The sequence below is a fragment of the Streptomyces sp. NPDC088923 genome (assembly GCF_044749745.1).
Taxonomy (GTDB): Bacteria; Actinomycetota; Actinomycetes; order Streptomycetales; family Streptomycetaceae; genus Streptomyces.
Map to the genome: position 1 here is coordinate 277,398 of NZ_JBIVIO010000002.1, position 18,634 is coordinate 296,031.

The 18,634-nt window shown below is 72.9% G+C and carries 25 protein-coding genes; 15 read left to right on the forward strand and 10 right to left on the reverse strand.

Features of this window, described 5'->3' with window-relative positions:
* Window positions 1-303: 303 nt before the first annotated feature.
* Complete coding sequence (locus tag ACIP4O_RS12390; RefSeq protein WP_401574338.1) at window positions 304-1,116, forward strand: alpha/beta fold hydrolase; 813 nt, start codon at window positions 304-306, stop codon at window positions 1,114-1,116.
* A gap of 39 nt (window positions 1,117-1,155) precedes the next feature.
* Here ACIP4O_RS12390 and ACIP4O_RS12395 read toward each other — a convergent pair whose 3' ends face one another.
* Both ACIP4O_RS12395 and ACIP4O_RS12400 read right to left on the reverse strand, forming a co-directional pair.
* Window positions 1,156-1,773 carry a nucleoside/nucleotide kinase family protein gene (locus ACIP4O_RS12395; RefSeq protein ID WP_401574340.1) on the reverse strand — a complete coding sequence of 206 codons (618 nt, stop codon included), beginning with the start codon at window positions 1,771-1,773 and terminating at the stop codon, window positions 1,156-1,158.
* 26 nt (window positions 1,774-1,799) lie between these two features.
* The gene (locus ACIP4O_RS12400; RefSeq protein ID WP_401574342.1) at window positions 1,800-2,360 is read right to left on the reverse strand and encodes a Uma2 family endonuclease; all 561 of its coding nucleotides are present in this window, start codon (window positions 2,358-2,360) and stop codon (window positions 1,800-1,802) included.
* Between the two features lie 179 nt (window positions 2,361-2,539).
* Between ACIP4O_RS12400 and ACIP4O_RS12405 the strand changes: the two genes are divergently transcribed.
* The 3 genes from ACIP4O_RS12405 (at window position 2,540) to ACIP4O_RS12415 (ending at window position 5,089) form a co-directional block, all read left to right on the forward strand.
* Window positions 2,540-2,725, forward strand: coding sequence for a hypothetical protein (locus ACIP4O_RS12405; protein ID WP_164286643.1), 186 nt, complete (start codon window positions 2,540-2,542; stop codon window positions 2,723-2,725).
* A 228-nt stretch (window positions 2,726-2,953) separates the two neighbouring features.
* Window positions 2,954-4,111: an acyl-CoA dehydrogenase family protein gene (locus ACIP4O_RS12410; protein ID WP_401574344.1), complete on the forward strand. Its 1,158-nt coding sequence runs from the start codon at window positions 2,954-2,956 to the stop codon at window positions 4,109-4,111.
* A gap of 96 nt (window positions 4,112-4,207) precedes the next feature.
* Window positions 4,208-5,089, forward strand: a complete 882-nt coding sequence (locus tag ACIP4O_RS12415; protein ID WP_401574346.1) for an acyl-CoA thioesterase — start codon at window positions 4,208-4,210, stop codon at window positions 5,087-5,089.
* An 81-nt stretch (window positions 5,090-5,170) separates the two neighbouring features.
* On the opposite strand, the gene ACIP4O_RS12420 is transcribed toward ACIP4O_RS12415, so the two are convergent.
* Window positions 5,171-5,719, reverse strand: a complete 549-nt coding sequence (locus ACIP4O_RS12420; protein WP_401574348.1) for a hypothetical protein — start codon at window positions 5,717-5,719, stop codon at window positions 5,171-5,173.
* Window positions 5,716-6,813: a helix-turn-helix domain-containing protein gene (locus ACIP4O_RS12425; protein ID WP_401574350.1), complete on the reverse strand. Its 1,098-nt coding sequence runs from the start codon at window positions 6,811-6,813 to the stop codon at window positions 5,716-5,718. The genes ACIP4O_RS12420 and ACIP4O_RS12425 overlap by 4 nt, the downstream gene beginning before the upstream one ends.
* 189 nt (window positions 6,814-7,002) lie before the next feature.
* Between ACIP4O_RS12425 and ACIP4O_RS12430 the strand changes: the two genes are divergently transcribed.
* Together ACIP4O_RS12430 and ACIP4O_RS12435 are read left to right on the forward strand one after the other, a co-directional pair.
* Window positions 7,003-8,061 carry a cation diffusion facilitator family transporter gene (locus tag ACIP4O_RS12430; protein WP_401574352.1) on the forward strand — a complete coding sequence of 353 codons (1,059 nt, stop codon included), beginning with the start codon at window positions 7,003-7,005 and terminating at the stop codon, window positions 8,059-8,061.
* 131 nt (window positions 8,062-8,192) lie between these two features.
* Window positions 8,193-8,435, forward strand: coding sequence for a DUF6411 family protein (locus tag ACIP4O_RS12435; RefSeq protein ID WP_401574354.1), 243 nt, complete (start codon window positions 8,193-8,195; stop codon window positions 8,433-8,435).
* Window positions 8,436-8,441: 6 nt separating this feature from the next.
* On the opposite strand, the gene ACIP4O_RS12440 is transcribed toward ACIP4O_RS12435, so the two are convergent.
* The 4 genes from ACIP4O_RS12440 to ACIP4O_RS12455 form a co-directional block, all read right to left on the reverse strand.
* Window positions 8,442-9,203, reverse strand: a complete 762-nt coding sequence (locus ACIP4O_RS12440) for a restriction endonuclease (protein WP_401574356.1) — start codon at window positions 9,201-9,203, stop codon at window positions 8,442-8,444.
* On the reverse strand, window positions 9,200-9,493 hold the full coding sequence (locus tag ACIP4O_RS12445; protein ID WP_401574358.1) for a hypothetical protein: 294 nt from the start codon (window positions 9,491-9,493) through the stop codon (window positions 9,200-9,202). The genes ACIP4O_RS12440 and ACIP4O_RS12445 overlap by 4 nt, the downstream gene beginning before the upstream one ends.
* A 183-nt stretch (window positions 9,494-9,676) precedes the next feature.
* Window positions 9,677-10,342, reverse strand: coding sequence for a hypothetical protein (locus tag ACIP4O_RS12450; protein WP_401574360.1), 666 nt, complete (start codon window positions 10,340-10,342; stop codon window positions 9,677-9,679).
* Complete coding sequence (locus ACIP4O_RS12455) at window positions 10,339-10,896, reverse strand: hypothetical protein (protein WP_401574362.1); 558 nt, start codon at window positions 10,894-10,896, stop codon at window positions 10,339-10,341. The genes ACIP4O_RS12450 and ACIP4O_RS12455 overlap by 4 nt, the downstream gene beginning before the upstream one ends.
* 267 nt (window positions 10,897-11,163) lie before the next feature.
* Here ACIP4O_RS12455 and ACIP4O_RS12460 point away from each other — a divergent pair, with 267 nt between their 5' ends.
* The 5 genes from ACIP4O_RS12460 (at window position 11,164) to ACIP4O_RS12480 (ending at window position 13,425) form a co-directional block, all read left to right on the forward strand.
* Window positions 11,164-12,081 carry a DUF5753 domain-containing protein gene (locus ACIP4O_RS12460; RefSeq protein WP_401574364.1) on the forward strand — a complete coding sequence of 306 codons (918 nt, stop codon included), beginning with the start codon at window positions 11,164-11,166 and terminating at the stop codon, window positions 12,079-12,081.
* Entirely contained in the window at window positions 12,078-12,272 is a 195-nt protein-coding gene (locus ACIP4O_RS12465) for a DUF397 domain-containing protein (RefSeq protein ID WP_401574367.1), read from the forward strand. Before ACIP4O_RS12460 ends, ACIP4O_RS12465 begins: the two co-directional genes overlap by 4 nt.
* 67 nt (window positions 12,273-12,339) lie before the next feature.
* Entirely contained in the window at window positions 12,340-12,537 is a 198-nt protein-coding gene (locus ACIP4O_RS12470) for a DUF397 domain-containing protein (protein WP_401574369.1), read from the forward strand.
* Between the two features lie 67 nt (window positions 12,538-12,604).
* Window positions 12,605-12,808, forward strand: coding sequence for a DUF397 domain-containing protein (locus ACIP4O_RS12475; RefSeq protein ID WP_401574371.1), 204 nt, complete (start codon window positions 12,605-12,607; stop codon window positions 12,806-12,808).
* Window positions 12,805-13,425, forward strand: a complete 621-nt coding sequence (locus ACIP4O_RS12480; protein ID WP_401574373.1) for a DUF5753 domain-containing protein — start codon at window positions 12,805-12,807, stop codon at window positions 13,423-13,425. Before ACIP4O_RS12475 ends, ACIP4O_RS12480 begins: the two co-directional genes overlap by 4 nt.
* Window positions 13,426-13,560: 135 nt before the next feature.
* Here the strand turns inward: ACIP4O_RS12480 and ACIP4O_RS12485 are convergent, their stop codons facing one another.
* Window positions 13,561-13,941 carry a hypothetical protein gene (locus ACIP4O_RS12485; RefSeq protein ID WP_401574375.1) on the reverse strand — a complete coding sequence of 127 codons (381 nt, stop codon included), beginning with the start codon at window positions 13,939-13,941 and terminating at the stop codon, window positions 13,561-13,563.
* A 96-nt stretch (window positions 13,942-14,037) separates the two neighbouring features.
* Window positions 14,038-15,219 (reverse strand): MFS transporter, encoded by a 1,182-nt coding sequence (locus tag ACIP4O_RS12490; RefSeq protein WP_401574377.1) that lies wholly within the window; start codon window positions 15,217-15,219, stop codon window positions 14,038-14,040.
* 91 nt (window positions 15,220-15,310) lie between these two features.
* Between ACIP4O_RS12490 and ACIP4O_RS12495 the strand changes: the two genes are divergently transcribed.
* The 4 genes from ACIP4O_RS12495 to ACIP4O_RS12510 all read left to right on the forward strand — a co-directional run bounded on the left by ACIP4O_RS12495 (window position 15,311) and on the right by ACIP4O_RS12510 (window position 18,631).
* Window positions 15,311-16,078 carry a TetR/AcrR family transcriptional regulator gene (locus tag ACIP4O_RS12495; RefSeq protein WP_401574379.1) on the forward strand — a complete coding sequence of 256 codons (768 nt, stop codon included), beginning with the start codon at window positions 15,311-15,313 and terminating at the stop codon, window positions 16,076-16,078.
* Window positions 16,075-16,806 carry a VOC family protein gene (locus tag ACIP4O_RS12500; protein ID WP_401574381.1) on the forward strand — a complete coding sequence of 244 codons (732 nt, stop codon included), beginning with the start codon at window positions 16,075-16,077 and terminating at the stop codon, window positions 16,804-16,806. The genes ACIP4O_RS12495 and ACIP4O_RS12500 overlap by 4 nt, the downstream gene beginning before the upstream one ends.
* A 66-nt stretch (window positions 16,807-16,872) precedes the next feature.
* Window positions 16,873-17,247, forward strand: a complete 375-nt coding sequence (locus ACIP4O_RS12505; protein ID WP_361328378.1) for a VOC family protein — start codon at window positions 16,873-16,875, stop codon at window positions 17,245-17,247.
* Between the two features lie 217 nt (window positions 17,248-17,464).
* A complete protein-coding gene (locus tag ACIP4O_RS12510; RefSeq protein WP_401574383.1) occupies window positions 17,465-18,631 on the forward strand; it encodes an MFS transporter in 1,167 nt (388 codons plus the stop codon).
* Window positions 18,632-18,634 lie beyond the last annotated feature (3 nt).

Here is an 18,634-nt window from a genome sequence, read left to right on the forward strand (position 1 = left end):
CTCGGTGGATCTGATCAATGGCTTCCCACCGGAGAAGGACGCCGCACCTCGGGGCGGTACGCGCAGACGTACGAGGGGCGTCGCGCCCCGGGCGTGCGGCACTGTCGTATCCGCCTTGATCAACAAGGGGCAAAGCCGCCGCGCCACTCCGCCGCGCAGGTGTACTTTCGGCCGAGCCCCGGCCCCCAGTCCCACCTCCCGCCCCGGTCCCGGCCTCCATCCCCCACTCAGCCCCCGGACCCAGCCCTCAGCCTCGGCCCCAGCCCCGCCCCCGCCCCGCAGCCCCGCAGAGGAGCCCCCTTCATGACGCAGCAACCCGCCGTGCCCGCCGCCGACTTCCCCGTCGTTCCCCTCCCCGGCGCCCGCCTCGCCTGCACCGTGCGCGGGACGGGGGCCGCCGTGCTGCTCGCGCACGGCATCACCTGTAGCCGCGCCCACGACGCCCGGTACGGGCTCCCCGACTACACCCCCGTCGCGGCGCACCACCGCCTCGTCGCCTACGACGCGCGGGGACACGGCGAGAGCGGGGGCAGGCCCGAACCGGCCGCGTACGAGTGGAGCGCTCTGGCCGGCGACATGCTCGCCCTCGCCGACCACTTCTCGCCGGAGGCGCCCGTCGCCGCGATCGGCTCCTCCATGGGCACGGCGACGGCGCTGCACGCCGCGCTGCGCGCCCCTGAGCGCTTCTTCGCGCTCGTCCTCACCGCCGTCCCCACCGCGTGGGAGACCCGCGCCGCGCAGGCCGGGCTCTACCGGCGGATGGCGGCGCTCGCCGCCGAGGACCCCGCCGGTCTGGACACCCTGCGCGCCGCCGCCCCCGCCCCGGCGATCTTCGCCGGGCGCGAGCAGGGCGGCATCGACATCCGCGCCTCTCTCCTGCCCGCCGTCCTGGAGGGCGCCGCCGGCTCCGACCTCCCGGCCCCCGAGACCCTGGCCCGCGTCACGGTCCCCACCCTCGTCCTCGCCTGGGACACCGACCCGGGCCACCCCGTCTCCTCCGCCGAGACCGTCGCGGAACACATCCCGGGCGCCCGCCTGTCGGTGGCGCGAACGGCGACCGAGGTCGAGGGCTGGGGGCAGGTGGCGGCGGACTTCCTGCGGGAGGTGGGGAGTTGACGGAGGGGCCCCGCGCGGGTACGCAGCCCGGGGCGCCCCTCACGCCCGTACGAGCACGTCCGCCCGCCCCCGACTGCCCTCCACCACCCGCGCGTTGACCTCGTCCGAATCCGCCACCCACCGCTCTGCCTCCGCGTGCGACCTCCCGTACCGCACGTGCCGTTCCACGAGCCGCCGTACGCGCGTGGCCGGGTCCGGGGCGAGGAACCACGTCTCGTCGAGCAACTCCCGTACGGGCACCCACGGGCCCGCGTCGAGCAGCAGGTAATTGCCCTCGGTGACGACGAGCGGGGCGCCGGGCCGCACGGGCACGGCCCCGGCGACCGGTTCCTCCCACTCCCGCCGGAACAGCGGCGCGTACACGACCTCGTCCGCCACCGGCTCCCGCAGCCGCCGCAGGAGCGCCACGTACCCGGCCGCGTCGAACGTGTCGGGCGCCCCCTTCCGCCCCGCGCGCCCCAGCCGCTCCAACTCCGCCTGCGCCAGATGGAATCCGTCCATCGGTACGAGCACGGAGCCGGGCACGGCGGCCACGATCCGCTCCGCCAGCGTCGACTTCCCGGCCCCGGGCGCCCCGGCGATCCCGAGGAGGCGACGACGGCCGGGGACGGAGAGACGGCGGGCGCGGGCGAGGAGGGCGTCGAAGGAGGGGTGCACAGAGGGCGATTATGCCGAGGCCGGTACTACTTCTGCGTGAGAACGGCCGGGTCCACGTCCAGGGGGAAGGGGGCCTTGAGGTGCGTGGTGGTGCCCGCGAGGGCGGTCAGCCGCTCCGTATAGCTGCCGTCCTCCAGCTCGTGGACGACGAGCATCGGAGCCGGGGCCAGTTCGAGCCGCCAGAAGTGTGGGATACCGGCTTCCGCGTAGAGGAACGGCTTGACCTGGTCCATGGCCCGACTGCCTGGCGTGACCACCTCGACCGCGAGCAGTACCGCCTCCGCATCCATACGTGCGCCGTCGGACTCCGTCACGGCGGAATCGCAGACGATCACATCGGGAACCGCCAAGCCGGAGGGCATGACAACGTTCACCGCTTCCAGGATGTCCACCGGTGCTCCCGCTGTGATCGCGGCGGTCCGGAGAAGCGTGTGCAGATGGAAGGAGGCGCGCTGGTGAGAGGAGCCCGGAGCGGGAGACACGAGAAGGCTTTCCCCCAGCAACTCGTGGCGGACGGTCCTGTCTTCCGGGAGGGCAAGAACATCCGCGACCGTCCACGGGCCCGTGTGATCCATGGCGACACTCATGTCAGTACGTCTCCTCGTCCGGTCGGGGATCCACGCGTGGCCCCGACGGGTGTGCGCCCACTTTAGGGAGATTGTTCCAGCCCCGGCGTCAGAAGTCCCCCCACGAGGGACACCCTGTACGCGCGTACGCCCCGCGTACAGTCGGTCCCGCACGACCACACACTCCCCGGAGGTGCACCATGACCGCTTTCTTCCCGCTCGGGCAGCTGAAGGCCGGGCCGCCCCCCGAGGCCGAGCCCGAGCCGGTCGGGATGGACCCCGCCGTGGAGGGCGAGGACGACGTCGACCCGGACGAGATGGCGGCGCTCCTCGTCTCCACGCGTGCCCAGCGCGGGCGGCCCGGGGGCGGCTCCTGCGCGGTGTGAGCCGGGCCGGTTCCGTCGTACGGGGTGCCCCGCTCCCGCCCCCCTCCCGTCTGGACACCCGCCATACGTGCGGGTAACTTCAAGGGTGAGCGGGCGCTTAGTATGTCCGGCGCCCCGCCTTCGTACGTACCGCGCCGACCGGCCCGCACCGGCCGCCGAGAGGCGGACCCCGCACCGGTCGCGGCAGAGGGGCGGACCGGCACCGGCCGCCGAAGGAGGGTGGCGTCAGTGCGCCGTACCGTTTACAACGAGGACCACGAGGCGTTCCGCGAGACGATCCGCGCCTTCATCGAGGCCGAGGTCGTCCCCCAGCACGAGGAGTGGCTGGCCGCCGGGCAGGCGCCGCGCGACTTCTACTACAAGCTCGGTGAGCTGGGCATCTTCGGGATCGAGGTGCCCGAGGAGTTCGGCGGCGCGGGCGAGGAGTCCTTCAAGTTCCAGGCGATCCTCTCCGAGGAGACCGCCCGCGCGGGCGTCTCGCTCGGCGGCAGCGGCGTGCACGTCGCGCTGTGCCTGCCCTACCTCAAGGCGTACGCCACCGAGGAGCAGAAGAAGCGCTGGCTCCCCGACTTCGTCTCGGGCCGCACCATGTTCGCCATCGCGATGACCGAGCCCGGCACCGGCTCCGACCTCGCGGGCATGAAGACCACCGCGAAGCTCTCGGCGGACGGCACGCACTACGTCCTCAACGGCGCCAAGACCTTCATCACGGGCGGCGTCCACGCCGACCGCGTCATCGTCTGCGCCCGCACCGCGCCGCCGAAGGAGGACGACCGCCGCTTCGGCATCTCGCTCCTCGTCGTCGACACGAAGTCCGAGGGCTACGCGGTCGGCCGCAAGCTCGACAAGCTCGGCCTCAAGACCTCCGACACCGCCGAACTCTCCTTCACCGACGTCAAGGTCCCCGTCACCGACCTCCTCGGCGAGGAGAACAAGGGCTTCTCCTACCTCGGCCAGAACCTCCCGCAGGAGCGCCTCGGCATCGCCGTCGGCGCCTACGCGCAGGCCGCCGCAGCCGTCCGCTTCGCACAGCAGTACGTTCAGGACCGCACCGTCTTCGGCAAGCCCGTCGCCGCGTTCCAGAACACGAAGTTCGAGCTGGCGGCCTGCAAGGCCGAGGTCGACGCCGCCGAGGCCGTGTGCGACCGCGCGCTCGAAGCGCACGACAAGGGTGAGCTGACCGCCGCCGAGGCCGCGTCCGCGAAGCTCTTCTGCACCGAGGTCGCCTCGCGTGTCATCGACCGCTGCCTCCAGCTGCACGGCGGTTACGGCTACATGAACGAGTACCCGATCGCCCGCCTGTACGCGGACAACCGCGTCAACCGCATCTACGGTGGCACGAGCGAGGTCATGAAGATGATCATCGCGAAGAACATGGGGCTGTGAGCCGGTGACCCGACCGACGAGGGAGTCCGCCCGGCGGACGGCGAGGCCGGCCGCCCGCACGGCGGACTCCGTCGCGAGTAGGAGAGAGTACGCCGTATGAGCGAAGCACTCGACGACCTGCTCGACCTGCTCGACCTGGAGCGGATCGAGGTGGACATCTTCCGGGGCCAGTCCCGGCCCACCCTCGTCCCGCGCGTCTTCGGCGGGCAGGTCGCGGCCCAGGCGCTCGTCGCCGCGGGCCGCACCGTGCCCGCCGACCGGTACGCGCACTCGCTGCACGCGTACTTCCTCGTCGCGGGCGACCCCGGCGCGCCCATCGTCTACCGCGTGGACCGCATCAGGGACGGCCGCTCCTTCACGACCCGGCGCGTCGTCGCGATCCAGCACGGTCAGCCGATCTTCCACCTCTCGTGCTCCTTCCAGGTGTACGAGGAGGGGCTCGACCACCAGGCGCCGATGCCGCCCGCGCCCGACCCCGAGTCGCTGCCCAGCGCGCCCGAGGCCCTGCCCCGGTACGCCGAGGCGGTCGGCGGCCCCGAGGTCGTGCGCAAGCTGCTCGAAGCCCGCGAGGCGGTCGACCTGCGGTACGTGGACCCGCCCCCGTACGCGACCGCCGGGCAGCCGCGCGAGCCCCGCTCGCAGGTGTGGTTCCGCACCAACGGCAAACTCGCGGGGGACGACCCGCTCCTGCACGTCTGCCTCGCGACGTACGTCTCGGACATGACGCTGCTCGACTCCGTCCTCCTCGCGCACGGGCGCGGCGGCTGGGTCACGGGCGACATCGTCGGCGCGAGCCTCGACCACGCGATGTGGTTCCACCGGCCCTTCCGCGCCGACGAGTGGCTCCTGTACGACCAGGAGTCCCCCTCGTCCTCGGGCGGCCGGGGCCTGGGCCAGGCCCGCATCTACACGCAGGACGGGCGGCTCGCCATATCGGTCATCCAGGAGGGCCTGATGCGGGTGCCGCGCGAGCGGTGACGGAGCGCGTCGCATGGGGATGGGCCCGGCGGGGCGTTTCCGCTGGGCCCGCAGGGCGTCACCGGCCCGCACCTCGCGTGGTCAGAGAGCGCCAGCGCTCTTCGCCCAGTCGGCGAAACCCCCGACGCCGAAGGGGAATCGGTAGTGCTTCCGGTTCAGGTCGTCCGCCATCGCCGACACGAGCGGCATCGTCAGCAGACCTTCGTGGATCGCCTCGCAGAGCAGTCCAAGCGTGCGACGTACCGGTATCCGGCGGCTCCGGGCGAGGTTGAGGGCGACCCTGTCGTCCACGAGGGCTGTCGTGTTCGAGGGCGACGTCTCGGCGAGTGCCAGGACTCCGCACTCGCCCTTGTTCTTTCCGTCGGGCCCGAGAAGGTGACCCGTGTAGAAGGCGAAGGCCCTCAGCTGTTCCGGTGTCACCAGGTCGACCGTGCTGATCCACTCGGCGTCCAGTACGGCGTGCAGGTGCGGGCGCTGGGCCAGGCCCTCGCGCATCTCCTCGGCGACCACGTCCGGGATGAGCACCTCGTACTCGCTGAGCAGAGTCTTGAGTACGCCCAGGTACTGGGCTTCCGCGAAGGCGCTCAGCGGCCCCGTGTCGATGACGTAGACGTCGCGTGGTGGGGTCACGAGATCGCGTCCCAGATCTCCGACTCCGGAACGGGGGCGAGTTCGGGCAGGGAGTCCCGCTCGATGGTGCCCCACAACAGTTCCAGGGCGCGTTCGGCGCTGATCGACTCGGCCCGGTAGAGCTTGAGCACCGCCTGCTCGTAGACACGTGGCAACGACACCGGCTTGAGGTCCGGGCGCACCACGAGGTTCTTTTCGATGATGTCCGCATCGTTCGTACGGACCTGCCGGATGTCATGGGCCTGGCCGTTTCGTACGAGGCCGAGTTCGAGGAGACGGCGGGCCAGGGTCGCCATGTCGACGCCGTAGTGGCTCGCGGCCCGGACCGTGGCGTCGCGCCATGTCTCGTCCGTACGGGCGAGCCATTGCGTCCAGCGTCTCGCCGCGTCCTCGGCGGGCATGAGCAGGGCGCGGGCAAAGCGGTCCAGGCGCGCCTCCAGGCCGTGGGATTCGGCGGCGATCCGCCAATCCAGGGAGAACTCGTCCGCGATGACGTAGTGGCCCAGCTCGTGCGCGGCAGACAGCCGACGGCGCCCCACCTTCCAGTAGCCGTTCACGACGGCGGCGCCGCCGCGTCGGAGGAGAACCGTCCCGGCGTCGGCGCCTTCGCCCAGGTCGGTGGAGAGGATCAGTAAACCCAGCCGAGCGGCGAGCGCGGCGAAGTCATGCAGAGGCTGCGCCTTCTCCAGGCGCAGGAGGAGACGCACCTTGTGGGCGAGGGCTTCTGCCTCTTCCATGGTCTTGGGAGCGGGAACCGGATCGGGCTGACCGGCGACCAGCGCGGTGCTGCCCTGCGCGATCACGAACTCCGTGTGGCGGGCAAAAGCGGTCAGCTCGGTATCGATGACCTCCCGTGGGGCCTGGCGTCGCGCGTTGCGGTAAGAGGTGAGGGCGGGCGGCGGCTCCTCCACGAACCACTCGACCCGGTGCCCCAGTTCGCGGGCCAGTGCCACGAGCTCTACGGCACTGATCCGGCGGTTTCCCGTCTCGATCTTGGCAAGCGCTGAGCGTTCCATCGCGAGAGCCGAGGCCAACTGTTCCTGAGTGAGGCCCCTTTCGGACCTCGCCTCAGCGACACGCGCGCCAATATCCATTGTGCGAAACTAGCACAACTCATCGCTTTCGGTGGTCATTCGCATGCGGAGCGTCGCACTCCGTCTCTGGGCGTGCGCCGGCCGGGGGGCGGCGCACGCGGTGACGGTGGGTGAGGGCGGAGGGGTGAGGGACATGCGGTGGCGTGTCCCTCGCGGCCGGAACTGCGCGGACGGCCATACTGCGCCGCTATGAGCAGCAGCGATCCCGTACCGCAGTCCCCGCCGTCCGAACGGTCCGCGCAGCCCTCGCCCGCCGCCACGCCCGACCCCGGTGGCGGCTCCGGTTCCGGTGGCGGTGAGAGCACCTTCACCGTCCTCGTCGCCGCCGGCGCCAACCTCGGGATCGCCGCGGCGAAGCTCGTCGCCGGGCTCGTCAGCGGCTCGTCCGCGATGCTGTCGGAGGCCGCGCACTCGCTCGCGGACACGGTCACCGAGCTGCTGCTCCTGCTCGCGCTGCGCCGCAGCGCCAAACCCGCCGACGAGGACCACCCGCTCGGTCACGGCCACGAGCGCTACATCTGGGCGCTGCTCGCCTCCGTCGCGACGTTCGTCGGCGGCGCGGTCTTCTCCGTCTACGACGGCGTCCACACGCTCACGCACGGCGAGACCCTCGGCAACCCCCTCGTGTCGTACATCGTCCTGGCGATCGCCTTCCTCCTGGAGGGCTACTCCCTGCGGACGGGGCTCCGGCAGATGGCGGGGGAGGCCCGCGCCGCCCGTACGACCTTCTTCTCCCACCTGCGATGGACGAGCGACACGACCGTCAAGGCCGTCGTCTTCGAGGACTCGGCGGCGCTCGCCGGCCTCGTCCTCGCCGCGGGCGGCATCGCGCTCGCGCACGCGACGGGCGACGGCACCTGGGACGGCATCGCCTCGCTCCTCATCGGCGTGCTCCTCGTCTGGGTCGCGTGGGTGCTCGGCCGCTCGAACGCCGAACTGCTCACCGGGCGCCCCCTCCCGCCCGCAGAGCGCGAGGCGATCCGCGCCGAACTCCTCGCGACGGAGCACGTCGAGGCCGTCCTCGACCTCGTGACCCTCGTCCAGGGCCCGGACGAGGCCCTGATCGCCGCGAAGATCGACTTCCGCGACGCGTCGACGGCGGCGCAGATCGAGTGGGCCTGCGAGCGGGCCGAACGCCGCGTCCGCGACCGCTTCCCGCGCGTGACCCGGGTCTACCTCGACCCGACGCCGGGGATGGGACAGCGACGACGGGAGGGGCTGAGCCCTTGGGGGGACGGGGGCCGTTGAGCGGCACGCGGGCGCCCTTGTGGCTGTACGGGGCATGTACGTCACCAGGTATGACGACCCCGTGACCGGGCACGCGGCCCGCAACACACCAGGGCCGAGACCGCTCGCGCCCACGGCACAAGGAGCCCCCCATGGTCGTCCTCGGCATTGTCGGCGTCTGCGTCGTTCTTCTCGTCCTCGCCTTCCTCGTCCCCCGGCTCTCCCACAAGCCGCAGCGCGGCACCCAGCGCACGCTCGGCCTCGGCTCGCGCGCCGGGTCCAAGGCCCCCGGCGTCCTCGGCCGCCTCTTCAGCAAGCCCTTCAGCAGCAGCTCCAAGGCGGTCGGCCACAGCGGCTCGGCGGGCCGCAAGGCGCGCGGCCACATGCCGTTCTGACGGGCCTCAGGAGGCCCGACGCGGGGCGGGGACGCGGGGCAGCAGCTCCCACAGGGGGCGCGCCCCGCTCGCCCATGTGCCGAGCAACTCCCGGCCCACCAAGTGCATGTGCAGGTCCCTGGCCAGTTCGGGGCACTTACCGCTGAAGCGGCCGTTGGTGACGACGAGGACGACGTCGGCGCCGTGGAGCTGACGGGCCGTGCCGTTGACGCGCTGGAGGTCTGGCGTACCGACGGCGGACCCGGCGGCCCCGTCCCTGCGGTGCTTGCACTGGACGAGCCACTTGCGCCCGTACGGGTCCGTGGCGAGGACGTCGGCGCCCCGGTCGTTCGCGCCGCCGACCTGCCGGGCGTCCGCGCACCCGTCGCGGAGCAGCAGGTCCCGCACCGCGTACTCGAACTCCCGGTGCCCCAGCGCGTCGAGCGTCCCCAGTTCGAGCCGCAACGCCCGCTGCCGCACCCGCTCCCACCGCACCCGCTCGGCCCGCCGCCGCAGTACGACCGCCCCCACGGCCACCCCGACGAGCGCGAGCCCGGCCGGCAGCCACCAGTGGGCGGCGAGCCAGCGGAGGAGGGCGAGGAGCAGGAAGAGGCCCAGGACGGCGAGGCCGGCGAAGCCGAGTGCGTCGTCGCGGCGCGGGGAGCGACGGCCGGAGCGGCGTGCGGGGGAGCGGCGAACCGGTGGCCGTCGGCGCGCGGGAGACCGTCGTCGGGCGGGAGGACGGCGGCCCGGGGGAGTGCGGCGGCGCGCGGGACTGCGGCGGCTCACCGCTCCCACCGCACCGGGTACGAGACCGTCCACGTCGGCTCGGGCCGGGGCTGCGGCGAGGGCTGCCGTACGGGGTAGGAGGCCGTCCAGCGCGGCTTTGGCCGGTCGCTCACGCGGGGCGCGCCCGGCGCCCCGGGCCGCGGGCCTCCGCCGTTCGCCGCGCCGCCGAGGGCCACCACGGCCACCACGCCCAGGAAGATCAGCGTCTGCCGCCCGGCCCCGGCGGGCGAGCGCCAGTGCCCGCGCACGACGGTCCCGTCCCGCCGCACGTACCGTTCGATCCAGCCCACGCGCCCCCCTCACCCCCGACAGCACCGCACCTCGCCATGACACCACGTGAGAGGGGGAACGCGGAAGGTGACATCGGTGCGGGCCCGGTGCGGGGGCGGGGCGCGGTACGGGGCGCCTCCGTGCGTACGCCCCCGCGCGCGCGTCCCCCGGCCACCCTCAACTGCCCTGCTCTGCCTGGCACATCACGACCCCGGCGGGCGCGATTCCCCCACGCTGACCCGCTCCAGGCTCCGTACGAGCTGTACGGCGACGACGGCCCCGAGCCTCGGGTCGCCGCGCGGCACGTAGTCGAGCACGGGCGGCCGTTCCAGGTCGTCGAGGTCGTACACGTACCCCTGCACGCCCGAGACCGGCGCCCGCAGCACCCATGCCACGGTCCACCCCCGCACCCGCCGCAGCCCGTCGCACCACAGCGGTCCGGTCCTCAAGTGCTCCGCGCACACGGGCGGGTTGGCCTCCAGCGCGTACCGCCACTCGCCCGCCTCGCGGACGGGTAGCAGCGTCTCGGGCGGCGCGTACGGCAGCAGGTACGCCGTGCCGCGCCCCGGTACGTGCAGCGAGGGCCGCCCGCACACCTGGCAGCGCAGGCGCGCCATGAGCAGCCGTTGCCGCCGCCCGTGCACCTCCGCGTACCGCTGACGCGTATCGCCGTCGACCCGGGGCGCGTACGGCAGCCACAGGACCCCGCGTTCGTCCCGGTCGCCACGCGTCTCCCCGCGCAGGGCGAGACGCCCCTCCCGGACGAGGAGGCGCGGTGGCGCGGGCAGCAGCGCGCGCTCCGAGTCGTAGGGAGCGACGAGGACTTGGAGCCCCGTGAACTCGTCCGGCAGCCGGGGCACTTCGTTCACGGCCGGTCTCCCTCGAAGGCGCAGGCGGGCGAGCCCGTCGCCGGCGCGGCGCGGCGCAGCGTGAAGAGCGGCCGTACGTGCAGGAGCAGCCACAGCCGGTCCGTCGCCATCCGCACCCAGTCCCGGTACACGACCGCCTGCGTACTCAACGCCCTTTCGTCGTACGTCAGTACGGCGTGCGCCTCGCCGCGCCGCAGCGCCGTCGTGACCTCGCCCCACCCCGCCCGCCTCCCGAGCGGCCCGCCCTCGTCCCAGTGAGCCGCCCCGCACAACCACCCCAGGGCGAAGGCGTGTTCGGCGAGCAGAAGCAATTCGCCGTCCGGGCGCCCCTCCCTCCCGGTCGCGTACGGGATGACGCGCGGCGCCCACCCCTCCGCCCGCGCGGCCCCGAACGTCTGTCGCACGAGCCCCAGCCGTACGCGGTGCGCCTCGCTCCACAACAGCGGCGAGCCGGTCAGCGCGGGCCAGACGAGCCCGCCGGGCGGCGGGGGAGGAAACGCGGGCGGCGGAGAGGGAGCGGCGGGAGGCTCGGGACGAGGAGAGGTTTCGGGCATGGGTGTGCTCCTGCTTTGCGGCGCATGACGAAACATAGCGACATGTACGAACCATCGGGAACGCCGGTTCGATACCGGTTCGAGGTCTCTGTCAACTACCGTGCTGCCGGGCGCCGATCACGAGCAAGCGAATCGGCGGCCGCAAGTGCGCTTCACCTCGGATTGGCATATGCGGCTCTGTACGGGACGCGCCCCGCGTGTGCAGAGGGGTGTCACAATCTGCGAGCAGGCCGCGTGTGATGGTCACGCAACCAGAAAGGCCGGGCCATGGCTGGGAGAGGACAGAGCCGAAGTGGCGGCGCCCTGCGCGCCGAACTCGCGGCTTACCTGCTCGCCGCACGCAAGAACACCTACGTCGACGGCTCCCCGATGACACGCAAGCAGGCCGCCGCCGCGCTGCGTCGCCAGAAGATAAGCGAATACGGGCTGGTGCGGATCGAGGGGGCGATCACCCGCATCAGGACGAAGTCGGTGCTGGAGGCGATGCTCGATCTCTACGAGGTCGGGGACGCGCAGCGGGAGCAACTGTGCGAGCTGTGGGCGCGGGACCGGAGCACGGAGGACTGGATCACGGCGTACCGGCCTGTCATGTCGGCGGGTATGACGACGTACGTGGGGCTGGAGGCGCAGGCGGAGGAGATCAAGCTGTACCAGCCGGTCACCGTGCATGGCCTGCTCCAGACGGAGCGCTACACGCGAGCCGTGTATGGGAACGGGCAGCGGGTGAACGATGTACAGATGAGCTTCATCAAGACGCACGTTGAACTTCGTCGGGAGCGGAAGCGCCGAGTCTTCCAGCGGCAGCCAAGGCCGGTGCGGATTCGGGCGGTGCTCAGCGAGGCCGCGTTGCGGACTTTGGTGGGCAGCGTGGGGACCATGCGGGAACAGTGGGAGGAGATCGCTATGCTCTCTCGGCTTCCGCACGTGCAGATTCAGGTACTTCCGCTGTGGAGCGGAGGACAGATGCACCGCGAGTACCACGACTTCGCGATTCTCACCTTGGAGCCGCCCCTCCGGCCCCATATCCAGGTGGACACGCCCTGGGGGGCCGTGAGTACATCCGACAAGGAGAGCGAAGTGCAGCGCTTCGAGCGTGCCTTCGCTGAGATGTCCAGCTACGCGCTGGCGCCGGAGGAGACTTCGGAGTACCTGCATCAACTCAGCAAGGAGATCGACAAACCGTGACCAGCACCAAGCGCCACGACGCCGCGCTCGTCTTCCGTAAGTCCTCGTACAGCAGCGGCAACACCGGCAATTGTGTCGAGGTCGCCCGCACGGCCTCTGCTGTGTGGGTCCGGGACTCCAAGGACTTGGCTCGCCCCGCTTTCCGTATCGCTGCGGCGGCTTGGGAGGCGTTCCTGCCGGAAGCGCGTTGAGCGGAGGGGATTTCGGGGCTCGCTCGCTGGGCAGCTTCCTCGGAGCCTGAAGTGAGGGAGCCCCGGAATGCCCGTTTCCCAGCGCTGCCAGCGCCCGCCACTCGTCTTCCGCAAGTCCTCGTACAGCAGCGGCGACACAGGCAACTGCGTTGAGGTCGCCCGTACCCCCTCCGCTGTCTGGGTGCGTGACTCCAAGGACCTCACTCGCCCGGCCTTCCAGGTGGGCGCGGCGGCCTGGGCGGCGTTCCTGCCGGAAACGCGTTGAGCTGAGGGGATTTCGGGGCTCGCTCACTGGGCAGTTCTCTTGGAGCCCGAAGTGAGGGAGCCCCGGAATGCCCGTTTCCCCGCGCTGCCAGCGCCCGCCGCTCGTCTTCCGCAAGTCCTCGTACAGCAGCGGCGGCAGCGGCAACTGCGTCGAAGTCGCCGTCTCTGACACACGCGTTCACGTCCGCGACTCCAAGGATCTCGACCGCTCCGCCTTCCGGATCGGTCCGGTGGCCTGGGCAGCATTCCTGTCCGGGGGACTGGGGGAGTGACGGCCGATGCCGGTTCCGGCGTGGTGTGGGAAACGTGGCGCGATCTGGAACGCGGCGGGCTTCTTCCCCTTCAAGAGGAACGGCTGCCCGTCTTCGAGCGGACTCGGCGCTTTCGCACGTACTCGCCCACCCTCGTGTGCGGGCTCTTGCAGACCGCCGCCTACACCGAGGACGTCTTGCGCAACGTCCGCACGCGGCGCGACGTCCCGGACGACGTCATGGAGGCCGTCGCCTCGCGGATGGCACGGCAGCGCGTGCTTCTCGACCGAGGAAAGGAGTTCGCGTTTGTCATCGAGGAACACGTGTTGCGCAATGCCGTCGGCGATGCGCGGACGCAGATCGAGCAACTCGACCGCCTGCTGACGACGGCCGAACTGCCGCACGTGCGGCTCGGGATCGTGCCCGGTGGGCTGGGGCGGGCGCGCGTCGCCCCCGAAGGGTTCTGGGTCTACGACTCCGATGCGGCCAGTGTGGAACTGGTCTCCGGCTACCTCAGACTCACCGCTCCCGCTGACGTACAGGCGTACGCCGACGTCTTCGCGGAGCTGGACGGGATGGCCGCGCACGATGACGCGGCCCTGGCGCTCATCGCGCGCGCCCGCGCCGCCTTTGCGTGAGGCGGTGGACCGTCCGTCCTCGCCCGCCCGCGCCGCTCTCCGCTCCTGACGCCCGGCGAAAGGGCGAGGTGAGGTGTGCTGGCGAGCTGACCGAGGCGGTCCGCGCCCCACCCGCCGCAACCGCGCCCCTCCCCGTCACTCCCGCGAGCGGTGGTCCAGGTCCGTCAGCTCTTGGGCGAAGGTGAGGTTGAGCGGTTCGGGGCCCACGTACCGCTGGCAGGGGCAGTCTCTCGCCTCGTACCGCTCCGGCTTGTTGTCCGCGTCCCAGGCGACGGCCGTCCGTACCGTCTCGTGGCAGTGGCCCTCCGTGTCGTGCGTCGCGAGGTGGTGTCCGCAGCCGCACACCGGCTCGGGCGGCCGGGCGGCGTCGAGCCGCGCCCGTTCGCCGCGCGCCTTCGCCTCCGCGAGTTCGAGCCTGCGCTTGTGGCGCGTCCGCAGCGCCCTGCGCGCGCGCTCACCGATCCCGCCGCCCCCGAAGACGACCACGAAGAACAGCACCCACAACCACGTACTCACGTGCCCAACCCCCCGTCCGGCATGGATGGTTCGAGTCTACGCGCGGGGAGGCGAGGGGGCGGGGTGCCGACCGGCGTACGGGGCCGCCCCCTCCCCTCACCGCCCTCGCCGCCCCCACCACACCGCCAGCCCGCCCAGCACCACCCCGCCCGCCGCGAAGGCCGCCCGCGGTCCCGCCGCCGTCGTCAGCGCGCCCGCGAGCACCGCTCCCGTCGCGCTCGCGAGCCCGCACACCGCCGCCCCCGCGACCCCCGCCCGCCCCATCAGCTCGACCGGGGTCCGCCGCTGCCGTTCCGTCTGCGCGTGCACGTTCCAGGCGCCGAAGCCGAGGCCGTACGTGAAGAGCGCGACGCCCGCGAGGAGCGCGCCGTGCGCCGTCGCGGCCAGCGCGGACGCCAGCGCCGCGCACCACGGTGCCGCGCGCAGCACGCCCCGTACCGGCAGCCGGGGCGCCACCAGCGCGCCCGCGAGCCCGCCCACGGCGAAGGCCGCGACCAGGAGCGCGTACCCGAGGTCGCCGAGCCCGAGCACCCTCCCCGTCCACACCACGAGCATCGCCGCGAGACCGTCCGTGACCAGCGAGAACGTGGCGCTGCCGAGCAGCGAGCGGCGGATGGCCCGGTCCCGCGCCACGAGCCGGAGGCCCGCCAGCGCCTCCGCCCGTACCCGGCCCCCGAGCGGCGGCGCGGGCGGCCTGCCCGGCAGCGTCGCGCACGCCACGAGCCCCGCCGCGAGCGCGAAGCTCACCGCGTCCGCGCCGAGCGGCACGGCCGCGCCCGCGCCGAGCAGAATCGCCCCCAGCGGCGGTCCGAGCAGCGTGTCGCTGAGGATCGCGGACGACTGGAGACGGGAGTTGGCCGCCGCCAGCCGGTCCGTGCCGACGAGCGCGGGCACCGCGCCCGCGCACCCCGCCGCGTACAGGACCTCCCCGCAACCGAGCAGGAACGTGACGACGGCGAGCAGCCCCACCGAGGACTGCCCCGAGGCGACCGCCCAGGCGAGGAGCCCCGCGAGCAGCGCGCGGCCCGCGTCGACCCCGACGAGTACCGGACGCCGGGGCAGCCGGTCCGCGAGCAGCCCGGCGAGGGGACTGAGCAGCCAGGAGACGTGCCCGGCGACCGCGACGAGGGCGATGAGCCGGGGATCGCCGGTCACGCGCGAGGCGAGCAGCGGCATCGCGACGAACCGGATGCCGTCACCGAGCGCGGAGACGGTGACGGAGGCCCACAGCAGCCGGAAGGCGAGGGCGCGGGAGCGGGCGGGAGCGAGCGTGGCCATGGTGTCCCCCCTAGAACATGAACATGACTCGTGTTCATGTTTGACTGGCCCGCTCCTCCCGTCAACCCCTCTCCTGTGCCACGCTGACCCCATGGCCGAGACCGCACCCCCCGCCGCGAGCGACCGCACCCCGGCACCGGCCCCCGCGCCCGCCACTCCCGCCGCCGCGCCCCACGCCGAGCCCTCCGCCCCGCCGCCCGCCCCGCCCCTCGCCGCGCGCGAGCGCCCCCAGCAGCGCCGCAGCAAGGAGAAGGTCGCCCGGATCAAAGCCGCGACCATGCGTCTGCTGGACACCCGCCCGTACGGCGAGATCACGACGAAGCACATCGCCGCCGAGGCCGGGATCTCCGTCGGGGCCCTCTACCGCTACTTCCCGGACAAGGAAGCCGTCGCCGCCGCGCTCGCCCGCGAGTTCCAGGACAGCCACGTCACGCTCGTCGCCCGGCACACCGCCGAACGCCCGCCCGGCGAGACCGTCGAGGGCCTGATCCGCCGCCTCGTCGCGGCCTTCGCCGAACGCTTCCGGACCGAGCCCGGCTTCCGCAGCCTGTGGCTCGCGGGCCCGCCGCGCCTCCCCGAGGCCCGGGAACTGAGCGACGGGGCCAACGCGCGCGTCGCCGCCCTCGTGCACCGCGCGCTCTCCACGCACTACGGCCTCCCCGCCACCGACGAGGCCGAGCGGCGGGTCGCGATGGCCGTCGACGCTCTCGACGACCTGCTCCAGCGGGCCTTTCGCGAGGACCCGCGCGGCGATGACTGGGTCCTCACCGAGGCGGCCCGCATGATGGCCCTCTACCTCACGACGCCACCGAAGGCCGAGAACCCGAGCGAGCACCCGATCGAGGAGCCGACCGCATGAGCAGCAGCAGCCCCGTCCACTGGGGGTACGCCTTCGTCGACCGCCCCCGCGCCGGTGCCGACCGCGACCGCGCCTTCTGGGCCGCCGTGACCGGCACGGAGGTCTCCGAGCCGCGCGGCGCGGAGGGCGAGTTCGTCACGTTCCTGCCGCCCGAGCCCTACGACGCCGTCCTCAAGCACCAGTCGCTGCGCGAGGGCAGGGGCGGTACGCACCTCGACCTCGGGGTCGCGGACGTCGAGGGCTTCGCGCGGAACGCGGCTGGGCTCGGCGCCCTCACGGAGCACGAGGAGCCCGGCCTCGTCGTGCTCCGCAGCCCCGCCGGTCTCCCCTTCTGCGTCGTCCACGACGACGGGCTCAACGTCCCCCCGCCGAGCTTCGGCGGCGCGCGCCTCGACCAGGTGACGCTGGACATCGGCCCTTCGGCGTACGAGGACGAGGTGGCCTTCTGGACCGGCATGACCGGCTGGGAGGCCGAGCCGACCAACCAGGACGAGTACCAACACCTGCGTACGGCACGGGACTTCCCCTTCCGCATCCTCGCCCAGCGCCTCGCGAAGGACCGCCCCGCCGGCGCCCACATCGACTTCGCGACAGCCGACCGCGAGGCGGCCCGCGCCCGCCACGAACTCGCGGGCGCCACCTACGTACGCGAAGGCGCGGAGTGGCACGTGATGCGCGACACGGCGGGCATCGAGTACTGCCTGACGGACCGCTCGCCGGAGCAGTGAGGGGGCGGGCGCGAACGCCCCCCGTCCCAGCGCTTCCGTCCGAGCCCTCCGCCTAAGCTCTCCCGCATGGTCTCCGTAGTGCAGAACGTGGCGATCGACTGCGCCGACGCGTACGCCCTCGCGTGCTTCTGGAGCGAGGTGACGGGCCGCCCCCTCGACCCGGACTGCGCCCCCGGCGACCGCGAGACGGCGGTGCTTCTCGCTGAGGGCCCGATGCTGTACTTCAACGAGGTGCCCGAGCCCAAGACCGCGAAGAACCGCGTCCACTTGTGCCTGCGCCCCGAGACCACCCGCGACGCGGAGGCCGACCGCCTGCTCGCCCTCGGAGCCACCCTCGTCGCCGACCACCGCCGACCGGACGGTTCGGGCTGGCTCGTCCTGGCCGACCCGGAGGGAAATGAGCTGTGTGTACTGCGGGGGGACGCGGAGCGGGCGGGCTGAACCCCGGGCGGGCCGGAAGGGCTGAACCGGCGGGTTCGGGCGGGCGGGGAGCTGGGTGCGTCGCGTGCCCCGGGTGCGCCGAAACCCCCTACCGCCTCCGCCGCGCGCCTTGTTACTCTCCCCGCGACCCAGGGCATGCCCGCTCTCTCCGTGGAGCCGACTGCCGTTAGGGCCGGTGCGTCCGTGCCGGTCCTGCGCCGACCGGCAGGAGAGTGTCGTGACGACCGTCCGCACCACCATTCCGCGCGCGAGCGGCGTGCTCGGGGCCGCCACCGCGTGTTACGCGCTCGCCATGTCCGTGTTCGGGACGACGACCAGTCTCTTCCTCGCCGACGAGGCCGGCGCCGGGCCCGGGCGGGTCGGGTTGTACTTCGTGCTGAGCGCCGTCGTCTCCGTGGGGCTCGGGCTCACCGTCGGGCGGTGGTCGGACCGGCTCACCGACCGCAGGAACGTGCTCGTCATGGCCGCGCTCGCCGGGGCTGCGGGAGCCGGTGGCTTCGCGCTCGTACGCCAGTACGCGCTCGTGTGCGCGATCGGCGCGCTGCTCGGCGGGCTCGCCCAAACGTACGCGTCGCAAGTGTTCGCGTACGCCCGGGAGTTGTCGGAAATCACCGGCAGATCCCTCACACGCGGGACCGCCTCCGTGCGGGCCGTGTTCTCGGCCGGATGGGTGCTCGGGCCGCCCGCCGGGCTCTTCCTGCTCACGCGGACGGGGTTCGGGGCGCTGTACGCGGGCCTCGCCGCGCTTCTCCTGCTCGCCGCGCTCCTCGCCCGCTGGGTGCTGCCGCGCGTGCCCCGCGCGCATGCGCCCGCCACCAGTTTGCGTGACGCGCTCAACCAAGTGCCGCGACGCACCTGGCTGTTGCTCGGTGCCGCCACGGCCGTCAACGTCGCGGACGGTATGTACCTCATCGCGCTCGCCCCGTACGCCACGCACGAACTCGGCCTGAGCGCCACGCTCGTGGGCCTGCTCGCGGGGACGTGCGCGGCGCTGGAGATACCGCTGCTCATCGGCGTGGGCAGGCTCGCCGGGCGGCTCGGTGAGGAACGGCTCGTGCGGGGTGCCGCCGTGCTCGCGGCGGGGTTCTTCGTCCTCATGCCGTTCGCCGCGTCCGGTCCGTACCTGCTCCTCCTCCAGGTGCCCAACGCGCTGTGGACCGCCGTGCTCGTGAGCCTGCCCATGGTTCTCGTGCAGCGCGAGATCCCGGGCGGGGCGGGGACGGCCGCCGCGCTCTTCTCGGCGACCTTCCCCGTCGCCCAGCTCCTCTCCGGCGGCCTCACCGGGCTCGTCGCCGCCCACAGCGGCTACCGGGGCACCTTCTGGTGCGGGGCGGCGCTGAGCGCGCTGGCGTGGGTGCTGCTGCGGGCGCGGCGCAAGGCGTGAGGC

What these genes read in the sequence shown, in the direction of transcription:
- ACIP4O_RS12390 (WP_401574338.1), top strand. Translation starts at nt 304, where the DNA reads ATGACGCAGCAACCCGCCGTGCCCGCCGCCGACTTCCCCGTCGTTCCC.
- ACIP4O_RS12400 (WP_401574342.1), bottom strand. Translation starts at nt 2,360, where the DNA reads ATGAGTGTCGCCATGGATCACACGGGCCCGTGGACGGTCGCGGATGTT.
- ACIP4O_RS12405 (WP_164286643.1), top strand. Translation starts at nt 2,540, where the DNA reads ATGACCGCTTTCTTCCCGCTCGGGCAGCTGAAGGCCGGGCCGCCCCCC.
- ACIP4O_RS12415 (WP_401574346.1), top strand. Translation starts at nt 4,208, where the DNA reads ATGAGCGAAGCACTCGACGACCTGCTCGACCTGCTCGACCTGGAGCGG.
- ACIP4O_RS12425 (WP_401574350.1), bottom strand. Translation starts at nt 6,813, where the DNA reads ATGGATATTGGCGCGCGTGTCGCTGAGGCGAGGTCCGAAAGGGGCCTC.
- ACIP4O_RS12430 (WP_401574352.1), top strand. Translation starts at nt 7,003, where the DNA reads ATGAGCAGCAGCGATCCCGTACCGCAGTCCCCGCCGTCCGAACGGTCC.
- ACIP4O_RS12435 (WP_401574354.1), top strand. Translation starts at nt 8,193, where the DNA reads ATGGTCGTCCTCGGCATTGTCGGCGTCTGCGTCGTTCTTCTCGTCCTC.
- ACIP4O_RS12455 (WP_401574362.1), bottom strand. Translation starts at nt 10,896, where the DNA reads ATGCCCGAAACCTCTCCTCGTCCCGAGCCTCCCGCCGCTCCCTCTCCG.
- ACIP4O_RS12460 (WP_401574364.1), top strand. Translation starts at nt 11,164, where the DNA reads ATGGCTGGGAGAGGACAGAGCCGAAGTGGCGGCGCCCTGCGCGCCGAA.
- ACIP4O_RS12470 (WP_401574369.1), top strand. Translation starts at nt 12,340, where the DNA reads ATGCCCGTTTCCCAGCGCTGCCAGCGCCCGCCACTCGTCTTCCGCAAG.
- ACIP4O_RS12475 (WP_401574371.1), top strand. Translation starts at nt 12,605, where the DNA reads ATGCCCGTTTCCCCGCGCTGCCAGCGCCCGCCGCTCGTCTTCCGCAAG.
- ACIP4O_RS12490 (WP_401574377.1), bottom strand. Translation starts at nt 15,219, where the DNA reads ATGGCCACGCTCGCTCCCGCCCGCTCCCGCGCCCTCGCCTTCCGGCTG.
- ACIP4O_RS12495 (WP_401574379.1), top strand. Translation starts at nt 15,311, where the DNA reads ATGGCCGAGACCGCACCCCCCGCCGCGAGCGACCGCACCCCGGCACCG.
- ACIP4O_RS12500 (WP_401574381.1), top strand. Translation starts at nt 16,075, where the DNA reads ATGAGCAGCAGCAGCCCCGTCCACTGGGGGTACGCCTTCGTCGACCGC.
- ACIP4O_RS12505 (WP_361328378.1), top strand. Translation starts at nt 16,873, where the DNA reads ATGGTCTCCGTAGTGCAGAACGTGGCGATCGACTGCGCCGACGCGTAC.